At 36.9% G+C, this 20,311-nt stretch carries 19 protein-coding genes and 1 other annotated feature (1 of these 20 running past the window's edge); of the genes, 5 read left to right on the plus strand and 14 right to left on the minus strand.

The annotated features are described in order from the left end of the window. Positions 1-116: 116 nt before the first annotated feature. The 3 genes from AC3A54_RS00540 (at position 117) to pflA (ending at position 3,949) form a co-directional block, all read left to right on the plus strand. A complete protein-coding gene (locus AC3A54_RS00540; RefSeq protein ID WP_335549109.1) occupies positions 117-569 on the plus strand; it encodes a cupredoxin domain-containing protein in 453 nt (150 codons plus the stop codon). A 333-nt stretch (positions 570-902) separates the two neighbouring features. Beyond that, positions 903-3,128, plus strand: coding sequence for a formate C-acetyltransferase (gene pflB / locus AC3A54_RS00545; protein ID WP_487653001.1), 2,226 nt, complete (start codon positions 903-905; stop codon positions 3,126-3,128). A 68-nt stretch (positions 3,129-3,196) separates the two neighbouring features. Next, on the plus strand, positions 3,197-3,949 hold the full coding sequence (gene pflA / locus AC3A54_RS00550; protein ID WP_487653002.1) for a pyruvate formate-lyase-activating protein: 753 nt from the start codon (positions 3,197-3,199) through the stop codon (positions 3,947-3,949). A gap of 66 nt (positions 3,950-4,015) precedes the next feature. Here pflA and AC3A54_RS00555 read toward each other — a convergent pair whose 3' ends face one another. After that, the gene (locus tag AC3A54_RS00555; protein WP_487653003.1) at positions 4,016-5,593 is read right to left on the minus strand and encodes a Na+/H+ antiporter; all 1,578 of its coding nucleotides are present in this window, start codon (positions 5,591-5,593) and stop codon (positions 4,016-4,018) included. A gap of 532 nt (positions 5,594-6,125) precedes the next feature. Here AC3A54_RS00555 and yidC point away from each other — a divergent pair. Continuing rightward, positions 6,126-6,911 carry a membrane protein insertase YidC gene (gene yidC, locus AC3A54_RS00560; RefSeq protein WP_308083571.1) on the plus strand — a complete coding sequence of 262 codons (786 nt, stop codon included), beginning with the start codon at positions 6,126-6,128 and terminating at the stop codon, positions 6,909-6,911. 85 nt (positions 6,912-6,996) lie between these two features. Here yidC and AC3A54_RS00565 read toward each other — a convergent pair whose 3' ends face one another. Together AC3A54_RS00565 and AC3A54_RS00570 are read right to left on the minus strand one after the other, a co-directional pair. Beyond that, entirely contained in the window at positions 6,997-7,200 is a 204-nt protein-coding gene (locus tag AC3A54_RS00565) for a DUF6501 family protein (RefSeq protein ID WP_308084150.1), read from the minus strand. Between the two features lie 97 nt (positions 7,201-7,297). Next, positions 7,298-8,938, minus strand: a complete 1,641-nt coding sequence (locus AC3A54_RS00570; protein WP_487653004.1) for an AMP-binding protein — start codon at positions 8,936-8,938, stop codon at positions 7,298-7,300. 237 nt (positions 8,939-9,175) lie between these two features. Here AC3A54_RS00570 and sda point away from each other — a divergent pair, with 237 nt between their 5' ends. Beyond that, positions 9,176-9,301 (plus strand): sporulation histidine kinase inhibitor Sda, encoded by a 126-nt coding sequence (sda, locus tag AC3A54_RS00575; protein WP_374121069.1) that lies wholly within the window; start codon positions 9,176-9,178, stop codon positions 9,299-9,301. Positions 9,302-9,374: 73 nt separating this feature from the next. Here sda and AC3A54_RS00580 read toward each other — a convergent pair whose 3' ends face one another. From AC3A54_RS00580 to trpE, 11 genes are all read right to left on the minus strand, one after another. Then, positions 9,375-10,790: a HAMP domain-containing sensor histidine kinase gene (locus tag AC3A54_RS00580; protein WP_487653005.1), complete on the minus strand. Its 1,416-nt coding sequence runs from the start codon at positions 10,788-10,790 to the stop codon at positions 9,375-9,377. Then, entirely contained in the window at positions 10,787-11,464 is a 678-nt protein-coding gene (locus tag AC3A54_RS00585) for a response regulator transcription factor (RefSeq protein WP_308083567.1), read from the minus strand. The genes AC3A54_RS00580 and AC3A54_RS00585 overlap by 4 nt, the downstream gene beginning before the upstream one ends. A 30-nt stretch (positions 11,465-11,494) precedes the next feature. Next, positions 11,495-11,623, minus strand: a complete 129-nt coding sequence (locus AC3A54_RS00590; RefSeq protein ID WP_308083566.1) for a hypothetical protein — start codon at positions 11,621-11,623, stop codon at positions 11,495-11,497. Positions 11,624-11,833: 210 nt separating this feature from the next. Beyond that, positions 11,834-12,910 (minus strand): tRNA 2-selenouridine(34) synthase MnmH, encoded by a 1,077-nt coding sequence (gene mnmH / locus AC3A54_RS00595; RefSeq protein WP_487653006.1) that lies wholly within the window; start codon positions 12,908-12,910, stop codon positions 11,834-11,836. An 893-nt stretch (positions 12,911-13,803) separates the two neighbouring features. Beyond that, positions 13,804-14,589 carry a tryptophan synthase subunit alpha gene (trpA, locus tag AC3A54_RS00600; RefSeq protein ID WP_487653007.1) on the minus strand — a complete coding sequence of 262 codons (786 nt, stop codon included), beginning with the start codon at positions 14,587-14,589 and terminating at the stop codon, positions 13,804-13,806. A gap of 1 nt (position 14,590) precedes the next feature. After that, positions 14,591-15,790, minus strand: a complete 1,200-nt coding sequence (trpB, locus tag AC3A54_RS00605; RefSeq protein WP_487653008.1) for a tryptophan synthase subunit beta — start codon at positions 15,788-15,790, stop codon at positions 14,591-14,593. Beyond that, on the minus strand, positions 15,765-16,412 hold the full coding sequence (locus AC3A54_RS00610; protein ID WP_487653009.1) for a phosphoribosylanthranilate isomerase: 648 nt from the start codon (positions 16,410-16,412) through the stop codon (positions 15,765-15,767). Before AC3A54_RS00610 ends, trpB begins: the two co-directional genes overlap by 26 nt. Then, the gene (gene trpC, locus AC3A54_RS00615; protein WP_487653010.1) at positions 16,409-17,200 is read right to left on the minus strand and encodes an indole-3-glycerol phosphate synthase TrpC; all 792 of its coding nucleotides are present in this window, start codon (positions 17,198-17,200) and stop codon (positions 16,409-16,411) included. The genes AC3A54_RS00610 and trpC overlap by 4 nt, the downstream gene beginning before the upstream one ends. Further along, on the minus strand, positions 17,201-18,229 hold the full coding sequence (gene trpD, locus AC3A54_RS00620) for an anthranilate phosphoribosyltransferase (protein ID WP_487653011.1): 1,029 nt from the start codon (positions 18,227-18,229) through the stop codon (positions 17,201-17,203). Next, positions 18,201-18,812 carry an anthranilate synthase component II gene (locus AC3A54_RS00625; protein ID WP_335548028.1) on the minus strand — a complete coding sequence of 204 codons (612 nt, stop codon included), beginning with the start codon at positions 18,810-18,812 and terminating at the stop codon, positions 18,201-18,203. The genes trpD and AC3A54_RS00625 overlap by 29 nt, the downstream gene beginning before the upstream one ends. Then, positions 18,809-20,197, minus strand: a complete 1,389-nt coding sequence (gene trpE / locus AC3A54_RS00630; RefSeq protein WP_487653012.1) for an anthranilate synthase component I — start codon at positions 20,195-20,197, stop codon at positions 18,809-18,811. The genes AC3A54_RS00625 and trpE overlap by 4 nt, the downstream gene beginning before the upstream one ends. A gap of 60 nt (positions 20,198-20,257) precedes the next feature. After that, positions 20,258-20,311: a binding site (T-box leader), on the minus strand (it continues 198 nt past the right edge of the window).

The following is a 20,311-nucleotide window of genomic DNA, read 5'->3' on the forward strand; positions in this document are numbered from 1 at the left end:
AGTACGCATCCTATTGTCCTAGCCTTTAGCAAGATGAAAAGTTTTAAAAAAAAGACAAGTTTTCTAACCTATTATGCATAAGTATTAAATAGGACAAATTTAGGAGGCGTTTATTAATGAAGTTTGTAGTGTTTAAGAAAGAGACCCTGCTCTTTTTTTTAGCGTTAGGTACCGTAATAGCTAGTATTTCTGCTTGGTTGATGTTAAAAGCAGGCGATACTACTGTTTTTAATCAAAAAGCAGATAAGAATATCCGAGAAATCCATATGGTAACAGGTGAATTCAAATCAAAAATGAAAGATGGAAAAGAAATAGAGGCATACCGTTGGGATCCTGGCACAATATTAATAGAAAAAGGGGAAAAGGTCCGTTTAATTATTAGTGGAATCAACGGTGTGGAGCACCCATTTTATATTGAAGGAACTGCCATTAAAGGAAAAGTAAAAAAAGGAGAAGATACAATTGTCCCCCTAGAGTTTAAAAAAGAAGGAACGTATCGTCTCATATGTGAAATCCATCCGGACAGAGTTCATAATGGACCAATGATTGCTTATATAGTAGTAGATTAAAAGCAGGAGACAATCTCCTGCTTATTTCTTTTTTTCCGTTGCTCTGTTTCATAGGTTTCCACTATACATACGTTGTTATTATTGAATTCTTCTTGTATAACAGATGTCATTTTTTCTTATTTTTTTATAGTACAGTTTATACTTTTCTCTTTATCCGTTCATAAAAAGTTCAAAAAACAACACAGAAAACCCCTGAAAATCCAGACTTCACAATATCTTAACATTTATCCGTTTTTCCGGTGACATTAATCACTTTTAAACTGTTATACTCAATGTAAGATATAAACAGTAAAACAGTTTAATGTTTTCTATAAATTGAAGAGGTGAAAAATAATGGAACAATGGCAAGGATTTGATAAAGGTACTTGGACGAAAGAAGTTAATGTTAGAGATTTTATACTTAGAAATTATAAGCCTTATGAAGGAAATGATTCTTTTTTAGCAGATGCAACTGAAGCTACAAAAAACCTTTGGGAACAGGTAATGGAATTAACAAAGCAAGAGCGTGAAAACGGCGGTGTCCTTGATATGGACACAGAAACTGTTTCTACTATTACTTCACATGGGCCAGGTTACCTTAATGAAGACCTCGAAAAAGTAGTGGGAGTACAAACTGACAAACCATTTAATCGTTCTTTACAGCCCTTCGGCGGTATTCGGATGGCTAAAAGTGCATGTGATGCATACGGTTATCACTTGAATCCTGAAATTGAAAGAATCTTCACAGATTATCGGAAAACTCACAATCAGGGTGTTTTCGATGCCTATACTGATGAAATGATGCTTGCTCGAAAGGCAGCGATTATTACTGGACTTCCAGATGCATACGGACGTGGACGTATCATAGGTGACTATCGTCGTGTAGCTTTATATGGTGTTGACTTCCTTATCCAGGAAAAACAACTAGATAAAAAAAATATAAGCAAGGTAATGAACGAAGACAATATGCGTCTCCGTGAAGAAATTGCAGAGCAAATCCGTGCCTTACATGAACTAAAGGAATTAGGTACTAGCTATGGTTTCGACCTGTCTCTACCTGCTGTTAACGCACAAGAAGCATTCCAGTGGCTATATCTTGGGTACCTTGCAGCTATTAAGGAGCAAAACGGTGCAGCAATGAGTCTTGGACGGGTTTCAACATTTTTAGATATATACATCGAGAGAGATTTACAGGATGGCACAATCACTGAGGAAGATGCACAAGAAATCGTTGATCACTTTATTATGAAGCTTCGCTTAGTGAAATTCGCCCGTACTCCCGATTATAATGAATTATTCAGCGGTGACCCTACATGGGTAACAGAGTCTATCGGAGGAATGGCACAGGACGGTCGCTCTCTTGTAACTAAAAGCTCTTTCCGATTCCTACATTCACTAGATAACTTAGGACCAGCCCCAGAGCCCAATTTAACCGTTCTATGGTCTCCGCAGCTACCTGAAAACTTTAAAAAATATTGTGCAAAGATGTCGATTAAAACTAGCTCCATTCAATATGAAAACGATGATATCATGCGCCCTGAATACGGCGATGATTATGGAATAGCCTGCTGTGTATCCGCGATGGAAATTGGAAAGCAAATGCAATTCTTCGGTGCTCGCGCAAATTTGGCTAAAGCTCTCCTTTACTCAATTAACGGTGGTGTAGATGAAAAATTAAAAATTCAAGTTGGTCCACAATATATGCCAATTACAGCAGAAGTACTGGACTATAAAGAAGTTATGCAACGCTTTGACCAAATGATGGAATGGTTAGCAGGTTTGTATATTAATACCCTAAATGTTATCCACTATATGCATGATAAATACAGCTATGAACGCATTGAAATGGCTTTACATGATACAAAAATACTTCGTACTATGGCAACTGGAATTGCTGGTTTGAGTGTAGTCGCTGACTCATTAAGTGCCATTAAATATGGTGAAGTGAAAGTAATCCGTGATGAAAATGGGATTGCAGTTGACTTTGAAATTAAGGGGGATTTCCCTAAATACGGAAACAATGATGATCGCGTGGATAGTATAGCAGTTGAAATTGTTGAGACCTTTATGAAGAAATTACGCAAACATGCAACCTATCGCGATTCACTTCATACCTTATCTGTTTTAACAATTACTTCAAACGTGGTCTATGGAAAGAAAACTGGTAACACTCCTGATGGACGCCGTGCGGGAGAACCTTTTGCTCCTGGTGCTAATCCAATGCATGGTCGTGATACAAAGGGAACCTTGGCATCTTTATCATCTGTTGCAAAAATTCCATACAGCTACGCAATGGATGGAATTTCCAACACTTTCTCCATTGTACCAAAAGCACTAGGAAAAGAAGAAGAGAATCAGATTCGCAACCTTGTTTCTATATTAGATGGCTATGCCATCAAATCTGGACATCATCTAAACGTTAACGTCTTTAATAGAGAAACTTTAATCGACGCAATGGAACATCCTGAGCTGTATCCACAATTAACCATTCGTGTTTCTGGTTATGCGGTAAACTTTATTAAATTAACTAAAGAACAACAGCTTGACGTTATTAATCGGACTTTCCATGAGTCATTATAAAAAAGCTAACTGAGGCCGACTCAAATACAAAAGGGTCAGCCTCCTGATAAATGAAAGGGGATATTATCATGATTGGAAATATACATTCCATTGAAACTTTAGGAACAGTTGACGGACCTGGAATAAGGTACGTGATTTTTACACAAGGCTGCTTATTACGGTGCCAATTCTGTCATAACGCAGATACTTGGGAAATCGGCTCTGGTAAGCAAATGACTGTTTCTGACATAATGGAAGATCTCATGAGCTATCTCCCCTTCATTCAGGCTTCAGGTGGCGGTATTACTGTTAGTGGTGGTGAACCCTTATTACAAATCCCTTTCCTTACTGCATTATTCAAGGAGTGCAAAAAGAAAGGAATTCATACCACTATAGATTCTTCCGGAGGCTGTTTCTCCCATTCTAAGCTTTTCATCGAACAGCTTGCAGAGCTCTTGCTTTACACTGATCTTGTTCTTCTAGACTTGAAGCATATTAACCGGAAGAAACATATTCAGCTTACAGGAATGGCAAATGATCACATTCTTGAATTTGCGAAATTTTTATCTGATCGAAAAATACCAATCTGGGTGAGACACGTTCTTGTCCCAACAGTTACAGATGATCAAGAGGACCTCCAGAAGCTCGGAGAATTCATCGGAACCCTTGAAAATGTTCAGAAGGTTGAAATTCTTCCTTATCATAAACTTGGGGTTTATAAATGGGAAGCACTTGGACTTGAATATCCTCTCAAGCATGTAGTACCACCATCAGAGGCTAAAGTAGAATATGCCTATCAGATGCTAACCGCTCATTGGAGGACTCCAGTAGAGAAAGAATAACGTGTAACGAGGCTGATTCTAACATAAAAGGCTGAACCTGTTTATTAAGGTGTCAGCCTTTTGTTATTAATGTTCTTCGTCGAGATTCACTAGTACATCCATAATTTTGGCATGTTCTTTATCTGCTACTTCATTTGAGATAACATCATCTCTAGTTAACTCACTGATCGCTTCGTATTCAGCATACAATGCCTGCCTTAAGAGTAATTTCTTTTGATTTTCTTTTAATTCAGTATGATCCTGATATAATTTTTGAATTTGCTTTTCAACGGATCCCTTTTTATCTTCATACTCCTTAACAAGCTCATTAGAAAGTGATTCTGTAATAAAAAGCCTCTTCCTCACTTTGTGAATTTCATCAATTGCAGCTTCAAATTGATGAATTTTGGTTATTAAATACTCATATTCACTGGCCGCTTCTACTTTTGGGTTTACACCAAGAAATCTGATTAGTGTTTTAACTGATAAGCCTTGAACGACCAGGGAGAAGAAAACCACGAAAAAAGTTAATACTAATAACTCGTCTCTTCCTTTGAAGTCGTAAGGAAGGCTCAATGCAAGTGCAATCGATAACGAACCCTTTAGTCCCCCCCAATTAATGATATGTTTCCAGGAATGAGGAAAATTTTTGATGAATGCTAAACTTGCATAGACTGCCACACTTCTCGCTACCAAAACAATACCTATTGCTGCAAAAATTGTTCCCCATTTATTAAAGATCCCAATTCTTGTTATTTCAAGCCCTACCATTAAAAAAACAATTGAATTCGCTAGTAGAGCGGCGACGTCCCAAAAATTCCCGATATTTAATTTGGTAGTAGGCGTCATTCCAATCCTTGCTCCAAAATTCCCAAAAATCATCGCAGCAACAACAACAGCTATGACTCCAGAAGCATGTATACTTTCTGCTAAAAGATAAGATCCATAAAATAAAATAATACTGAAAATAATCTCAAGAGGATAATCATCATAGAACTTTGTCAAAATTGAAAACCCATATCCAAGCGCACCCCCGATTAGTAGGCCTAGGAATATGACTTTCACAAAAGTCCATGCTCCTAGACCTAACCCTTCCCACCCTAAGTCTAGATAAGACAATAAATAAAAAGCAGATAGTTGAAAAAGAACCACTGCCATTCCATCGTTGAATAAGCTTTCCCCTTCTACGACTATTGCCAATCTTTTATTTACACCAATGCTTTTAAAAATACTTAAAACACTTACCGGATCTGTAGCACTCATCAAAGCCCCAAATACAAAGGCTGCTGTAATTGTTAACCCCAAAAGATAATAGGTCGAGAAGCCAACAATGAGAAACGACAATAATGTTCCACCAAACGCCAGAGAAAGAATAGGTATCTTATTGGTCTTCAACTCGTCAAAAGGTAGTTTTAACGATGCTTCACCTAACAGGGCTGGTAAAAACAAAGTGACAATGACAAAATGGAATACTTCTCCTTGTGTAATAAAGTTCTTTAATGGCTCTAACGTAGGAAAATTCATTAAACCGATCAAAGCCCCTACTATCACCAAAGCAATAGGGTATGGTTGCTTAAACTTCTTGGCAATCGCCGTAATACCCGCCGCTATCATAACAAGAAATAAAGACATCACAAAAATATGATGTAAATCTAGATGCTCCACATGGCACCACCTTACTCTATTTAGAAAAAAGTACAGTTAATCCTACTTAATATTTGTTAAAAGTAAAAACTTAAACAACATCCTTCTAACTGAGTTTGATAAAACTTTAGCAAACTCTTCATATTCTGGTATTTTGCCAAACAATAAATTGATTCTTTATCTATTCTCCTTTATACTCATATCATTGGCATTTAAAAGAGGTGATTATTTTTGTTTCAATTGCTCATCGATCATTCAGATATTCATGCCTTAAACGCGCTATACGTCAGTATATACGTAGGTATTACATTAAAATTTTTATGGGCATGGGGCGTTGAATATTCATTTAGTAGTTCTCAAACTAATCCTGCCGACACAAAAATGATTCAGCCTTTGTTTTTTTACCGAAAAAAAAGCTGTTTAAATGGCAATATGATTTTAAATAGAATTGTTAAATATATTCGTAGAAAAGAATGCTCTAAGGATGATTCTGAAGAACCTATTTCCTTCCTATATTCATAAAGAAAAAATCACTTACACATTAGGAGGAAATATGAAAACGAAACGTTCTTCACTTATAATTATCTCTATTCTTACTATTACAACATTCCTATTATCTGCTTGTTCAGCTCAGGCTCAAAGCGGTAAAAACGACGGATTTTTCCATACTTATTTTGTGAATCCATTTTCATTTACTATTCATTCAGTAGCAGATTTTTTTGGTGGAAATTACGGCTTAGCGATTATTCTTGTAACCTTGATTATTAGACTTATCCTAATGCCTTTAATGTTAAGACAATATAAGAATCAAATGGGTATGAAAGAAAAAATGGATGTACTAAAACCTGAGATGGATGTTATACAAAAGAAAATGAAGGCCGAAAAAGATCCAAAGAAAAAACAAGAACTTCAAGCAGAAATGATGGGCCTTTATCAAAAGCATGGTGTCAATCCACTAAATATGGGCTGTTTACCTATTCTCATTCAAATGCCTATTTTAACTGGCTTCTATTATGCGATTAGAGGTTCTGAGGAGATTAAAACACACGAATTTTTATGGTTTAGTCTTGGACATCCTGATATAGTCATTACCATTATTGCTGGGATCATTTATTATTTTCAATTTAAAGTATCCCAATCCAACATGCCTACACAACAGCAGGATCAAATGAAATATATGGGCTTGCTTTCTCCATTAATGATTGTTATGTTCTCTTTTAATGCACCTGCCGCTCTCCCTCTTTATTGGGTTGTAGGGGGTACATTTTTAATTGTTCAAACCTACATTAGTCGCAGCCTATATCAAAGCAAAAAACCTAAAGTACAGGTTAAACAATAATAAAAGGTTAACAAAAAGATGCCTGGTACAAGTACCAGGCATCTTTTTTCCGTACTGTTTCCCCTTCTAGGGAAACAAAATTTATTTATACATTTTGAAAGTAATCCTTGTAAAAGCCACCGACCTTGCCAGTATTGTCAATGATATAATAAAATTCTTCTGTTTCATTTTTTACATCATAAACTTTCCCTGCTGTCAGTGCATTGTTGACCAGGTATTTCTCCGCATCTGTATGAACGCATTTTACTTTCTTAACGGTTTCCCGCTCACGCCAAGATAAATGAATCATCGTTGCCATCGTTCCTTTCCGTCTTTGTCCAATTATTAGTATAATCAATACAACCCTTGATACGCAACAATATCCATTCATCTACCCTTGAAAAAAATTAATGCTTTGCCACTACATTTCTCGCATTCTCTCGTAAACGGTATTTTTGAATTTTTCCTGATGCTGTCATTGGAAATGACTCTGTAAACTCAATGTAGTTAGGGATTTTATGCTTAGAAATCTTACCCATACAATATTCCTTAATCTCTTCTGCAGATGCTTTCTCCCCCTCTTTTAGTATGATCCATGCCATGACTTCCTCACCGTACACTTCGTCTGCAACACCTATTACTTGGATATCGAGTATTTTTGGATGGGAATAGAGAAACTCTTCAATTTCACGAGGATAAATATTTTCTCCTCCTCTGATAATCATATCCTTCAAACGACCTGTAACCTTGCAATACCCATTTTCATCCATAATGGCTAAATCCCCCGTATGTAACCATCCATCCTGATCAATTGCATCATTTGTCGCTGCTAAATTTTTATAATATCCCTTCATCACATGGTAACCTCTTGTACATAATTCCCCTTGCACACCTCGTTCCACTTCTCTGTTTGATCCAGGTTCAACAATTTTCACCTCAACCCTTGGAAGTGCTTTCCCAACTGATTCGACTCGTAATTCAATTGGATCGTCAGTTCTGGTTTGGGTAATGACTGGTGAAGCCTCTGTTTGTCCATAAGCAATCGTTATTTCTCTAGCACCCATTTTCTCAATAACAGCCTTCATTACCTCAATCGGACAGTTGGATCCAGCCATAATACCCGTTCTCAACGTTGATAGGTCATAATTATCAAAATCCGGCTCATTCAGTTCTGCGATAAACATCGTTGGCACACCATGGAGACCGGTACACTTTTCATCTTGAACTGTTTGAAGCACTTTTTTTGGATTAAAATCTTGAACTGGAACCATTGTTGCACCGACAGAAACACATGCCATCGTACCAAGAACACAACCAAAGCAATGAAAAAATGGAACAGGGATACAAAGTCTGTCTTCAACAGTCAGTTTCATGCAATTAGCAATATTAAATCCGTTATTGACGATATTGTAATGTGTGAGCATAACACCTTTTGGAAATCCAGTTGTCCCTGAGGTATACTGCATATTAATCACATCATCAGGCTCTAGGGAGTCCATCCGTCGGTTTAATTCTTCATTGGTGACCTCTTCACCCAGTAGCATGATATCCTCCCAGGAAAAGGTTCCTGGATACTTCTTATCACCAAGAACAATTACATTCTTTAGAAAAGGAAGTCTGCTGCTATTCACCTTCCCAGGTTCTGCGTTCTTCAATTCAGGAACAATTTCGTAAATCATATCTATATAAGATGAATCCTTCCAAATATCCATCAAAAGAATGGTGGTAGAATCAGATTGTTTTAATAAATATTCGAGTTCAGCTGTACGATAGTTGGTATTCACAGTAACCAAAACAGCCCCCATTTTACCTGTAGCAAATTGGGTTACAAGCCATTCAGGTGTGTTACTCGACCACGCTGCTAATTGTTCCCCTTTTTCTATACCAAGCTTCATAAAGCCCTTAGCCGCTTTTCTACAAATACTGTCAAATTCACGATAGCTCCATCTTAAATTTCGATCTGAATAGATTACTGCTGTATGGTCTGGATGTAATTCTGCTTTTTCTTCTAATAATTTACCAATAGTACAATTTAATAAAGCTGTCATTTTTTCATCCCCCTCAATACAAGTAAACCAAGCGACAAATTAAAACGCTTTCAAAAGTATGTTACCATATTTATGAGAATATTCAATATTTTTAAAATATAATTTTCCTTTTTTTACAAGTTTGTGAACCTTAAAAAAATGATAAATAAGGGTTCTCAAAATGGATGAAAACCGTTACAATAATAAAAACTGAATATTCAATCCACTTTCCAAGGAGGCCTTCTTAACTTGAAAATTATGAGTAACGAGCAATTGGTTGTTTCGTACCGGGATGCATTGAAGTCAGGTAAGGAAAAGGAATGGATTAAGATTCTAAAAGATGAGATTCAACGTCGTGGACTAAGGGCGATTAAGAAACGTTAGCTATCTAACATTGAAAGACCGCTGAAACATGTTTCAGCGGTCTTTTATCATTTTCAACATCATTGCATTGGTATTAGGATTTCCCTTTATTAGCTACGATTGGTAAAGTGATACTCACTTTTGTTCCAATCCCTTCTTTACTTTCAATTAATATTGACCCATTGTATTTTATTACTAACTGCTTAGCAATGGAAAGGCCTAAACCCGTACCACCGTTTTCACGAACACGTGCTTTATCTACTCGATAAAAACGGTTAAACACGTCTGGGATATCCTCATTAGCAATCCCAATCCCTTGATCTGAAACAGATACAATCACATCCCCCTCTTCTCGGACTGCAGAAATGGAGATTGTTTTATTTCCATTCGAGTACTTTATTGAATTATCTAATAAAATAATTAATATTTGTTCAAAATGATGTTCTGCCATAGGAATCATCGGTAAATGCTTTTCCATTTTAATTTCAAACTGATAATCCGGATGAATGATTTCTAGTTTACTAATTATTTTTAAAACAAGGTTAACTATATCTGATTTCTCAGCAGTTACAACTCTTTGGTTTTCTGCACGTGTTAATACTAAGAGGTCGTTAATTAATTTTTTTAATCTTGATAGTTCTTGTAATGAAGCATCTAATGATTCTTCTAAAATAACAGGATCCTTTTTTCCCCACCGATTTAATAAGGAAAGGTGGCCCTCCAGAATAGAAACAGGTGTCCTTAGTTCATGAGAAGCATCCTCTACAAATTGTTTTTGGGCCTGAAAGGATTTTTCAATTTCGTCCATCATTTCATTAAACACATTTGTAAGTTCAGTTAAATCATCCTTTTGTTTATAGACCTCCACTCTTCCCTGAAAGCCATCTTCCTTTATTTTTTTCATTCCTCTTGCTAACCGTCTAACAGGCCTTAACAACTGTTTAGCAAGAATTAGGCCGCTAATGGCACTAAAAAGGATAGCTGCAATTCCAAAGATAGTCATTACCCAAAAGAGATTGCTCATCATTTTATGATAGTTATTTAAATGACGGACGACCTCTAGTGTCCCTTTAAATTTGTCTCCATTGATTGGGTATCTTGCTACAATAGCCTCTTTTCCCTCAATTAAGATCCTATCGGTTGTACTAACCCTCGTCGGAACGGGCTCCAGTACAGGAAAGTTACCGTTTTTATCAGATACTAGAATATTCCCCTTACTGTCATAGACTCGAATTAATTGGTCTTTATCATTCATGTTCCGTAAAAAGTCTTCACTATCAATTATGTCAGTACGGTTTAACGTTTCCGCCTTTGCTTTATAAAAGGTGGCAATATCCTTAATCGTTCGATTAATAGCAATTTCCTCACGATTCATCATCCATTTCGAAACAGTATGATATTCTAAAAAACTAAACAAGAAGAACGTAAGAAAAATGGCTGATGAACCACTTAGCACCAGTTTGGTTTGCCATGGCAATCTATTAAACATTCGTGTTATTTTCTTAATCATCTCATTACATATCCTGTACCGCGTACTGTATGAATGTAGCTTCCATTAACTTGATCATCTATTTTGTTTCTTAAATATCGGACATATACATCTACAACGTTTGTTTCAACACCAGTACTGTAACCCCAGACTTTATTTAATAGTACTTCTCTTGTTAATACAATGTTAATATTACTCATAAAAATGATTAATAAGTCAAACTCTCGCTTAGTAAGACCAATAATTTTTCCTGCTTTTTTTACAATACATGATTCAAGTTCGACTTCTAAATCCTTAAAGGTAAGCGTTGTTAATTCATTTGAATTGATTGCCTCTATTCTCCGAAACAAGGACCTTAATCTGGCCAATAATTCTTCAATAGCAAATGGCTTAACTATATAATCATCTGCCCCACTATCTAAACCAGAAACACGATCAAGTACACTGTCTCTTGCCGTTATCATAATGATGGGAATCGTTTTATTTGCCTGTCTAATTCTACGGCACACCTCCATTCCATTTAATTCTGGAAGCATTAAATCGAGTAGAATGGCATCCCAAGTTTTTGAGAGTGCCAATTCTAATCCACTACGTCCATTTGATGATACGGTGGTGTTGTAACCATCATGATTCAGTTCAAGCTCAATAAATCTAGCTAAATTCTTTTCATCTTCAATAATTAGTATATTTTGCATACATCCACGCTCTCAATTCATTTTTGCTTTCTATTTTAACTGATGTTTGTCTTTAAAAAAATCAATAAATGCATGAAGAATTTCAACTGATTGATATGACATGAGAGAAAGTGCCGTTAAAGAGAAAAATCCAACCATAATTAGTCTAACCCATAACATGTTACATTCCTCCTTACTATACATTTTGAACATAAACATGGAATAATTGGTAGGGAAGAAGTGGGTGGATTAAAAGGATTATAAAAATATTTTACCTTTTTGAAAGGAGACCTTGATGAGAGGGAGATTAGAATTTTCTTAGAAAGCTTAAGAATAAGAAAAGGCTGACTCATTTTCTGAGTCCGCCTCTTCTTAGCCGAGCTTTAAGTATTACATGAATTTATTTGTTTCGATTTGTGGTCGAAAGGATAGATCAGTAAGTTTTTTTTCAACTTTTTCGGCTGCATCAACCGGGTTATCGGCAAAAATATCGAAGAATTCTCCTTCGTATTCTTGTCTTGCATGGTCATAACGAGGGTCGTAATAATGTTCCAGTAAAATTCGAATTAATTCGTAATAGTTTTTTTCATCTAAAAAGCTCAATAGTTTGTTTCTTACTTCCAAATCCCTGACCCTTTTTAATACCTTCTCCATATTACTTAATATTTTACTCTCATACCATGGTTCATTCTCATATGGCAGTACATATTCGGAAATTAGTTGCTGCACTCTTTGTTCAATCGGAGAATGAATATAAATATTTATCCCCTTAAATTTGATCTCCATTAGTTCCTCAGGCTGAACAGCTTTTCCAATTCGTTTACTTTCGGCCTCAACTAGAAAATAATTTGATCCTTGTATTTCTTGAAGCCCTTTAAATAAGAGCGAGTCAAAAGTTTTTTGGTTATGACCCTCACCTAGACCAATAGTGCCAAAGATGGACCCACGATGCCCAGCCATCTCTTCAAGATCTAAGATTGGATAACTCCTTTGTTTCAGAAGCTTTAGCACCTCTGTTTTTCCTACACCTGTCATCCCATGGAGTACTACTGCATTTTGGGGAATTATTGTCGGTATTTTTTCAAGTATATGATGTCTATAAGCTTTATACCCACCGATTAAACGCCACGCATATATCCCAGCAAACTCCAAGAAAGTCACAACTGCATTACTTCTCATCCCTCCACGCCAACAATGGATGACTAATTCCCCATTGGTATGATGGTCTTTAATGGTATGTAACAATTCAGGAATTTTAGGTGAGACGAGTTCCATTGCTCTCCACTTTGCTGCAGCCTGACCTTCATGCTTGTAGATAATACCAATTTCATGCCGTTCTTCATCTGAAAATAATGGGACATTAATTGCTCCAGGTATCGCACCGTCTTTAAACTCAATCGGTGAACGTATATCTATAATAATTGGGGTCTTTAGCGTAAAAAGATTTTCAACAGTAATTTCTTTCATCTATATTGCACTCCTACAAAAAATGGGTCATCCCCATATAATATTTGTTTAGAAACAAACAAAACTTCCACAACGGGAAGTTTCAAACATAACAAGACCTATCGAACGAATTAAAATTACGTATTCTAAGAAAGAGTTCATCATACGTCTAACTATATTATATAGGAGTTAGATATCACTATCAAGAAGTAGAATATGCCTATCGTAGCATTACATCTTCAATTAGCGAAATGGTGTACGTGTTAATTTTAAAATTATGCTGTTTTCGTAAAGATTGTTGTTATTCATACTTATGTTTACCAATTGTAGTCTCACATCATTTGACAATGTTTCTATTTTTTCGCCTACTCTGTTTGAAGTCCGCCTTCCTTCTGACAATGTTTCTGTTTTTTCCGCCTACACTGTCCGAAGTTGCCTTGCCTTTTGACAGTGTTTCTATTTTTTTCGCCTACTCTGTCCGAAGTCGGCTTGCCTTCTGACAGTGTTTCTATTTTTTTCGCTTACTCTGTCCGAAGTTGGCCGATCTTTTGACAATGTTTCTGTTTTCTTCGGTTACTCTGTCCGAAGTTGCCTTGCCTTTTGACAGTGTTTTTATTTTTTTCGCCTACTCTGTCCGAAGTCGGCTTGCCTTCTGACAGTGTTTCTATTTTTTTCGCTTACTCTGTCCAAAGTTGCCTTGTCTTTTGACAGTGTTTCTATTTTTTTCGCTTACTCTGTCCAAAGTTGCCCGGCCTTTTGACAGTGTTTCTGCTTTTTTCGCCTGCACTGTCCGAAGTTGCATTTGATTCAGGATAAAAAAAGTACAGAGAGCAACAAAGCTTACGAAAAGAACCTTAATTTAACACGTACACCAACAAAAAAGTCTACTCTTAAAAAAGAATAGACTTTTTCACTTAAACTATCTTCGATTTTTGTTTAAAGCTGGACATCAGCTCTTCCATCTCGTCTAGATTGTTTGTCTCAAATAAATCCACTATTTTACTCCCTACGATTACCCCATCACAGTGTTTGGTTAACAAATTAATTTGCTCTTCACTGGAAATTCCAAAACCAGCAAGCACCGGTATCAGACTTATTTCTTGTACTGCCTTTAGAAATTGATACAATTCAGCATCATATTCATTCCTTACCCCCGTTATTCCCTTCACAGTTACTGCATATAAAAATCCATTACCTTTACTGGATATTAACTTGATTCGCTCCATAGGAGTGGTTGGAGTTACTAAGCGAATTAATTCCACATCAACATTCTCTAGATTTGGTGCAATCATGTCCTCCTCTTCAATAGGAAGGTCTGGAATAATACAACCATCGACACCTGCATCACTTATCTCTTTAACAAAAGCCTCTATCCCAAAAGAATATATTGGATTAAGGTAGGTCATAAGAATAATAGGTATAGATACAACCCTCCGTGCTTTTGCCACTTCTGAAATGATTCCTTTTAAAGTGGTTCCATTTTCAAGAGCTCTTATCCCAGCACGTTGAATGGTTGGCCCGTCAGCCACTGGATCTGAAAATGGTACACCTAGTTCTATTGCCGTTGCACCGAATTTCTCTAATAATACCATCCGATTAACTAAATTATCTAATCCTCCATCCCCAGCCATTATGTAGGGAACGAAAGCCTTTCTATTATTTCCCTTTAATAAAGAAAAGGTATGTTGTAAACGATTCATCTTATTTCTCCCCTTCAAGCTTAGTTTTCACAGTATCTACATCTTTATCTCCACGTCCTGATAAACAAACGACAATGTTTTGTGTATCTTGCATTTCGGCGGCAAGTTTTACAGCAAAGGCAACTGCATGTGAACTTTCTAACGCTGGTATTATTCCTTCTAGCTTCGATAGAAGACGAAAAGCATCAAGTGCTTCATTATCGGTAATAGAATGGTAGTTTGCTCGACCGATATCCTTTAAATAGCTGTGCTCTGGTCCAACACCTGGATAATCAAGACCAGCAGAAATCGAGTGCGCTTCTTGAATTTGACCATCTTGATCCTGCAGTAAATACATTAATGCACCATGTAAAACTCCTGGTTTTCCCTTGGTTAAAGAAGCTGCATGATAATCTGTATCTACACCCTGACCTGCTGCTTCTACACCATAGAGACTGACACTTTCATCCTCTATAAATGGGTAGAACATCCCGGCTGCATTACTTCCCCCACCGATACATGCTACCACGGCATCCGGAAGGACACCTTGGGCTTGTAAAAATTGCTCCTTGGTCTCTTTACCAATAACACTTTGGAAGTCTCTTACCATTTGAGGAAATGGATGTGGCCCCATAACTGATCCTAATAAATAATGGGTATCATCAACATTTGCTACCCAGTATCTTAGGGCCTCATTAACGGCATCCTTCAATGTAGCACTACCTGATGTAACACTAACAACCTTTGCACCGAGTAATTCCATCCTAAATACATTTAATGCCTGCCTTTTGATATCTTCCTCCCCCATGAAGATAATGCAATCAAGGTTTAATAGGGCACAAACAGTAGCCGTTGCTACACCATGCTGTCCCGCTCCTGTTTCAGCCACAATTTTTCTTTTTCCCATTCGTACAGCTAGTAATGCCTGACCAATAGCGTTATTAATTTTATGTGCACCTGTATGGTTTAAATCTTCTCTTTTTAAGTAAATCTTTGCTCCACCAGTATATTTTGTAAGATTTTCAGCAAAATATAAGGGGGTTTCTCTTCCGACATAGTCCTTTAATAATCGATTTATATCTTCTTGGAAACTCGGATCATTTTTTGCCTTCTTATAAGCTTCATCAAGTTCAATCACTGCTTTCATGAGTGTTTCAGGAACAAATCTTCCTCCAAATTTCCCATAATGTCCTTTTTCATTCGGTAATGTATATGTGTTCATTTTGTTTCCCTCCCGTTAAGTTACCTTTTACCTTTTCAATAAAGGCTTTCATTTTAGCCAGATCCTTCGTTCCATTCGTTTCTACTCCAGAGCTTACATCTACCATAAACGGTTTGATGATTTTTATTGCCTTTTCTACATTTTCAATATTCAGGCCACCTGCAAGGATTACTTTTTTTCCATCAATTAATTTTTGATTCACTTTTTCCCATTCAAATGTAGTTCCATTTCCACCTCTATATTTACCTTTAGGACTGTCGAGTAAAATATAATCACTAGGAAAATTAGCCATATCTCCCAAGCTATCGTTGTCTTGAAAGCTAATTCCTTTAATAACAGGTAAGGATAGTGATTTAGAAAAAGCAGCTGTTTCGTCACCATGTAATTGAATATGAGTAAGTCCCACAGAGGCAGCTATTTTTTCTATTTGCTCTTTTGTTTCATTTACAAAAACACCTACCTTATAAACTTGTTCCGGTAGTTGCAAAACAATTTCTTTTGCCCTTTCTACTGAGATCCTTCTTTTGCTTTCAGCAAATACGAGTCCTATTGCATCTGCACCATATTGAACAGCAGCTATTCCTGTTAATTCATCTGTTATCCCGCAAATCTTAACTTTCATCTTCCTACCTCTTTTGATAAGGGCAAACGGAAGCTTAAAAATGATTGTTTCACATCCGGACTTTTCATTAACGCCTCACCCACTAAGATGCCGTTTGCTCCTGAGTCTCTTACTCTCTCAACATCCTCTTGATGGAAGATTCCACTTTCACTTATGAGAAAGGCTCCAGAGCTTTTAACAATAGATGCCATCTTTTCGGTCACCTCTAGGGAGACATGAAAAGTCTTTAAATCTCGATTGTTTATTCCAATTAGCTTTGCTCCCGTTTTAAGTGCTATTTTTAGCTCAACTTGATTATGAACCTCTACCAATACCTCTAATCCTAATCCTTTAGCATATTCATAAAGCTCTACTAGCCTTTTTTCATCTAATGCAGCAACAATTAACAAGATAATATCTGCCCCATTGGCTGCAGCAAATTCAATTTGTATAGGATTAATAATAAAGTCTTTACATAAGATCGGCAGATCCACTGTATCTCGTACCGTCGATAAATCAGTGAATGACCCTTTAAAAAACGTATGATCTGTTAAAACAGAAATGGCAGATGCCCCATACTCTTCATATAATCTTGCCTGTTCCGCAGGGAGAGTAGTATTATTAATCACCCCTTTAGAAGGTGATGCACGTTTGAATTCAGCAATTATTGAAATTTCATTTGCTGTTTGCAATCTTTTAATAAGTGACCTATTGGGATGTATTTTAGTGTGTAAAGGGCGATTTCCTTCACGGAGAAGGAGAACCTCTCTCTTTTTCTGTTCAATAATTTTATCTAAGATGGTCCCCACTTATATCGCCTCCTTCTGTCCTACTGCTTGAGTTCTTTCAATCAGCTTTTTTAGCTTTTCAAACGCAGCGCCGGAATCAATCATTTCTCTAGCTATTTCAATACCATTCTGAATAGTGGTTGCTTTACCAGCTGTATAGATTCCAATTCCAGAATTAAGAAGTACAGTATCCCGATGGGCACCTTTCTCACCTTTTAAAACGTTAATTAATAGTTCAGCATTCTCCTTCGAATCTCCACCCTTTATACAGCTGTTATCATATCGAGGAAGATTAACCTCTTCAGGGGAAAATGACCGATTGGTAATGATGCCGTCCTCAAGTATCGTGATGTAGTTCTCCCCTTGAAGTGAGGCTTCGTCCATAAATCCAGCTCCATTTATTACCGTCGCACGTTTGCGACCTAGTTTATTCAAGACTTCTGCAAATACCGGAAGTAAATCTCTTCTGTACACACCGAGCAATTGGAAATCTAATTCCATTGGATTAGTTAGTGGTCCAATAAAATTGAAAACAGTTGGGATTTTCAATTGTTTTCTAACTGCCATAACTTTTTTCAATTTAGGATGGACATTCGGAGCAAACAAAAAGGACACTCCAATTTCATGAAGAATATCTTCGGTTCTTTCTGGTGATAAATTTAAATTAATCCCTAAGTACTCAAGTACATCCGCACTTCCTGTCTTGCTGGAAACACTTCTATTCCCATGTTTAGCAACCGGAATACCAGCACTAGCAATAACAAAAGCAGAGGTAGTACTGATATTGAAGCTCGAGGAACCATCTCCACCTGTACCACAATTATCTAAAACACCTGAGAATTTCTTCTTAAATGTCACTGTGTTTGCTTTCATCGCTTTTACAATACCTGTTATCTCTTCCACTGTTTCTCCTTTAGATTTCAAGCCCATTAAAAAGGCGGCAATTTCTGATTCAGAAACTTCTTCTCCTAAAATAAAATCAACGACTTCTTGCATTTGGGTTTCAGAGAATGACTCCCTTTCAGCTAACTGGAGTAAGTACTTTTTCATTTCCGCTCATCCTTTCTACTTCAAGTAAGAAGTTATTTAATATTTGTTTTCCTGATGGTGTTCCAATTGACTCTGGATGAAATTGCAGTCCGTAAACAGGATATTGTTTATGTTTGATAGCCATTACTACCTGATCATCGTTGGAGTGCGCGATACATTCAAGCTGTTCAGGAAGACTGACCTCCTCCACGATTAAGGAATGGTAACGCATGACTTCGAAGTGGTCAGGAAGATCAGAAAATAGTTCACAGTCATTATGTGTAACCAGTGATGTTTTCCCATGTTTTATTATTTCTGCCCTCTGAATTACACCTCCGAAAGCTGCGCCAATGGCTTGGTGTCCGAGACAGATACCGAGAATTGGAATCTTATTAAAAAATTCTCGGACCACATCCATACATATTCCTGCATCCTCCGGCTTTCCAGGACCAGGAGAAAGGATAATTGCTTTAGGGTTTAAATCTACAATTTGTTCTGTAGTTAGCTGATTATTTCTATAAACAACCAATTCTTCCCCTAGTTCACCTAAATACTGATAAAGGTTAAAAGTGAATGAATCGAAGTTATCAATCAATAAGATCATTTTTCACCCTCCAGGAAGGAATTTAATTTATTTAATGTCTCTTGGTACTCAGACTCTGGATCTGAATCAAAAACGATCCCCGCACCTGCTTGGATATAGGCATTTCCATCTTTTAAGATCAATGTTCGGATAGCTAGTGCAAAATCCATGTTTCCATTTGCAGATAAATAACCAACTGCTCCAGAGTACAAGCCTCGTTTTGATTTTTCTAATTTGTTTATTATTTCCATCGCCCTAACCTTAGGAGCACCTGAAACAGTACCAGCAGGAAGGCATGCAGCAAGTGCATCAATGGCTGATTTATCTTGAAAAAGGTTACCGCTCACTTCTGACACTAGATGCATCACATGACGATATTTTTCAACTGCCATATACTTGTTAACATGGACGCTCCCAAATTCACTAACTTTCCCTAAATCATTTCTCCCAAGATCCACAAGCATCTTATGTTCAGCAAGCTCTTTTTCATCTTGCTGCAATTCCATCGCAATCAATTGATCTTCTTCAGGATCTTCTCCCCGTTTTTTTGTTCCTGCAATTGGATTGGAGATTACTATCCTGCCATTTGTTTTAATTAAGCTTTCTGGTGATGACCCAATAACCGTATATCCGTCAAATTCGATATAGAACATATATGGTGTTGGATTATGGGAACGATGTTTGCGGTAGAGAGACAATGGATTTCCGCTAAAGGTAGACTTCATACGTCTTGAAAGTACGACCTGGAAGATATCACCTTCAAGAATATGTTCTTTTGCAACCTTGATATTGTGAATAAAATCTTCTTTTGAAGTTTCTGAAACAAATTCCGATAAATGATAGGGCTCCTCCTCGTGATAAAAGGTAGGTTGTTTTATTTCTTTGATCCTTTGTTGCATCCTATTTTCTATCGCTTCTTTATCACTGTCAGAGGAAAGTGGAAATCCGCAAATCAATACCTTTTCTTCTAAATGATCGAAGACGATGACCTCTTCATAAAACATCAAATGAACATCTGGCATTTCCATTCCGTTCAGGTATTCTTCACCAATTATTTCGAACTGTCTGATGATGTCATACCCTACAAAACCTATAGCTCCTCCAATAAACGGGAAGGGAAATTCATCGGAGTTCTGTACCGGAATTAGCTCTTTTAACACCTCTAGCGGGTTTCCGCTTACAACCTCTTTTTCGCCATTTCGTTTGATAATCTCATTATGTTCCCCTCTAGAAATAAGTTCGTAGGCTGGGTCTACACCAATAAACGAGTAACGCCCCGTGTCATTGTATTTAAGGGAGCTTTCCAATAAGAATTTCTTATCACCTCTTATTTTTTGTAATATTGAGATTGGTGTAAGGGTGTCACCCTTTATTTCATTTATAATAAGACTTGTTTTTGTTTTCATAACGAACCCCTTTTCAAAAAAATAAAAAATCGCCCTCTATATGCGTAACGAATTACGCATATAGAGGGCGATTCTTTGACCGCGGTGCCACCTCCATTGAAGTAGAAATACGAA

The sequence above is a fragment of the Neobacillus sp. Soil_C_43 genome (assembly GCF_057656715.1).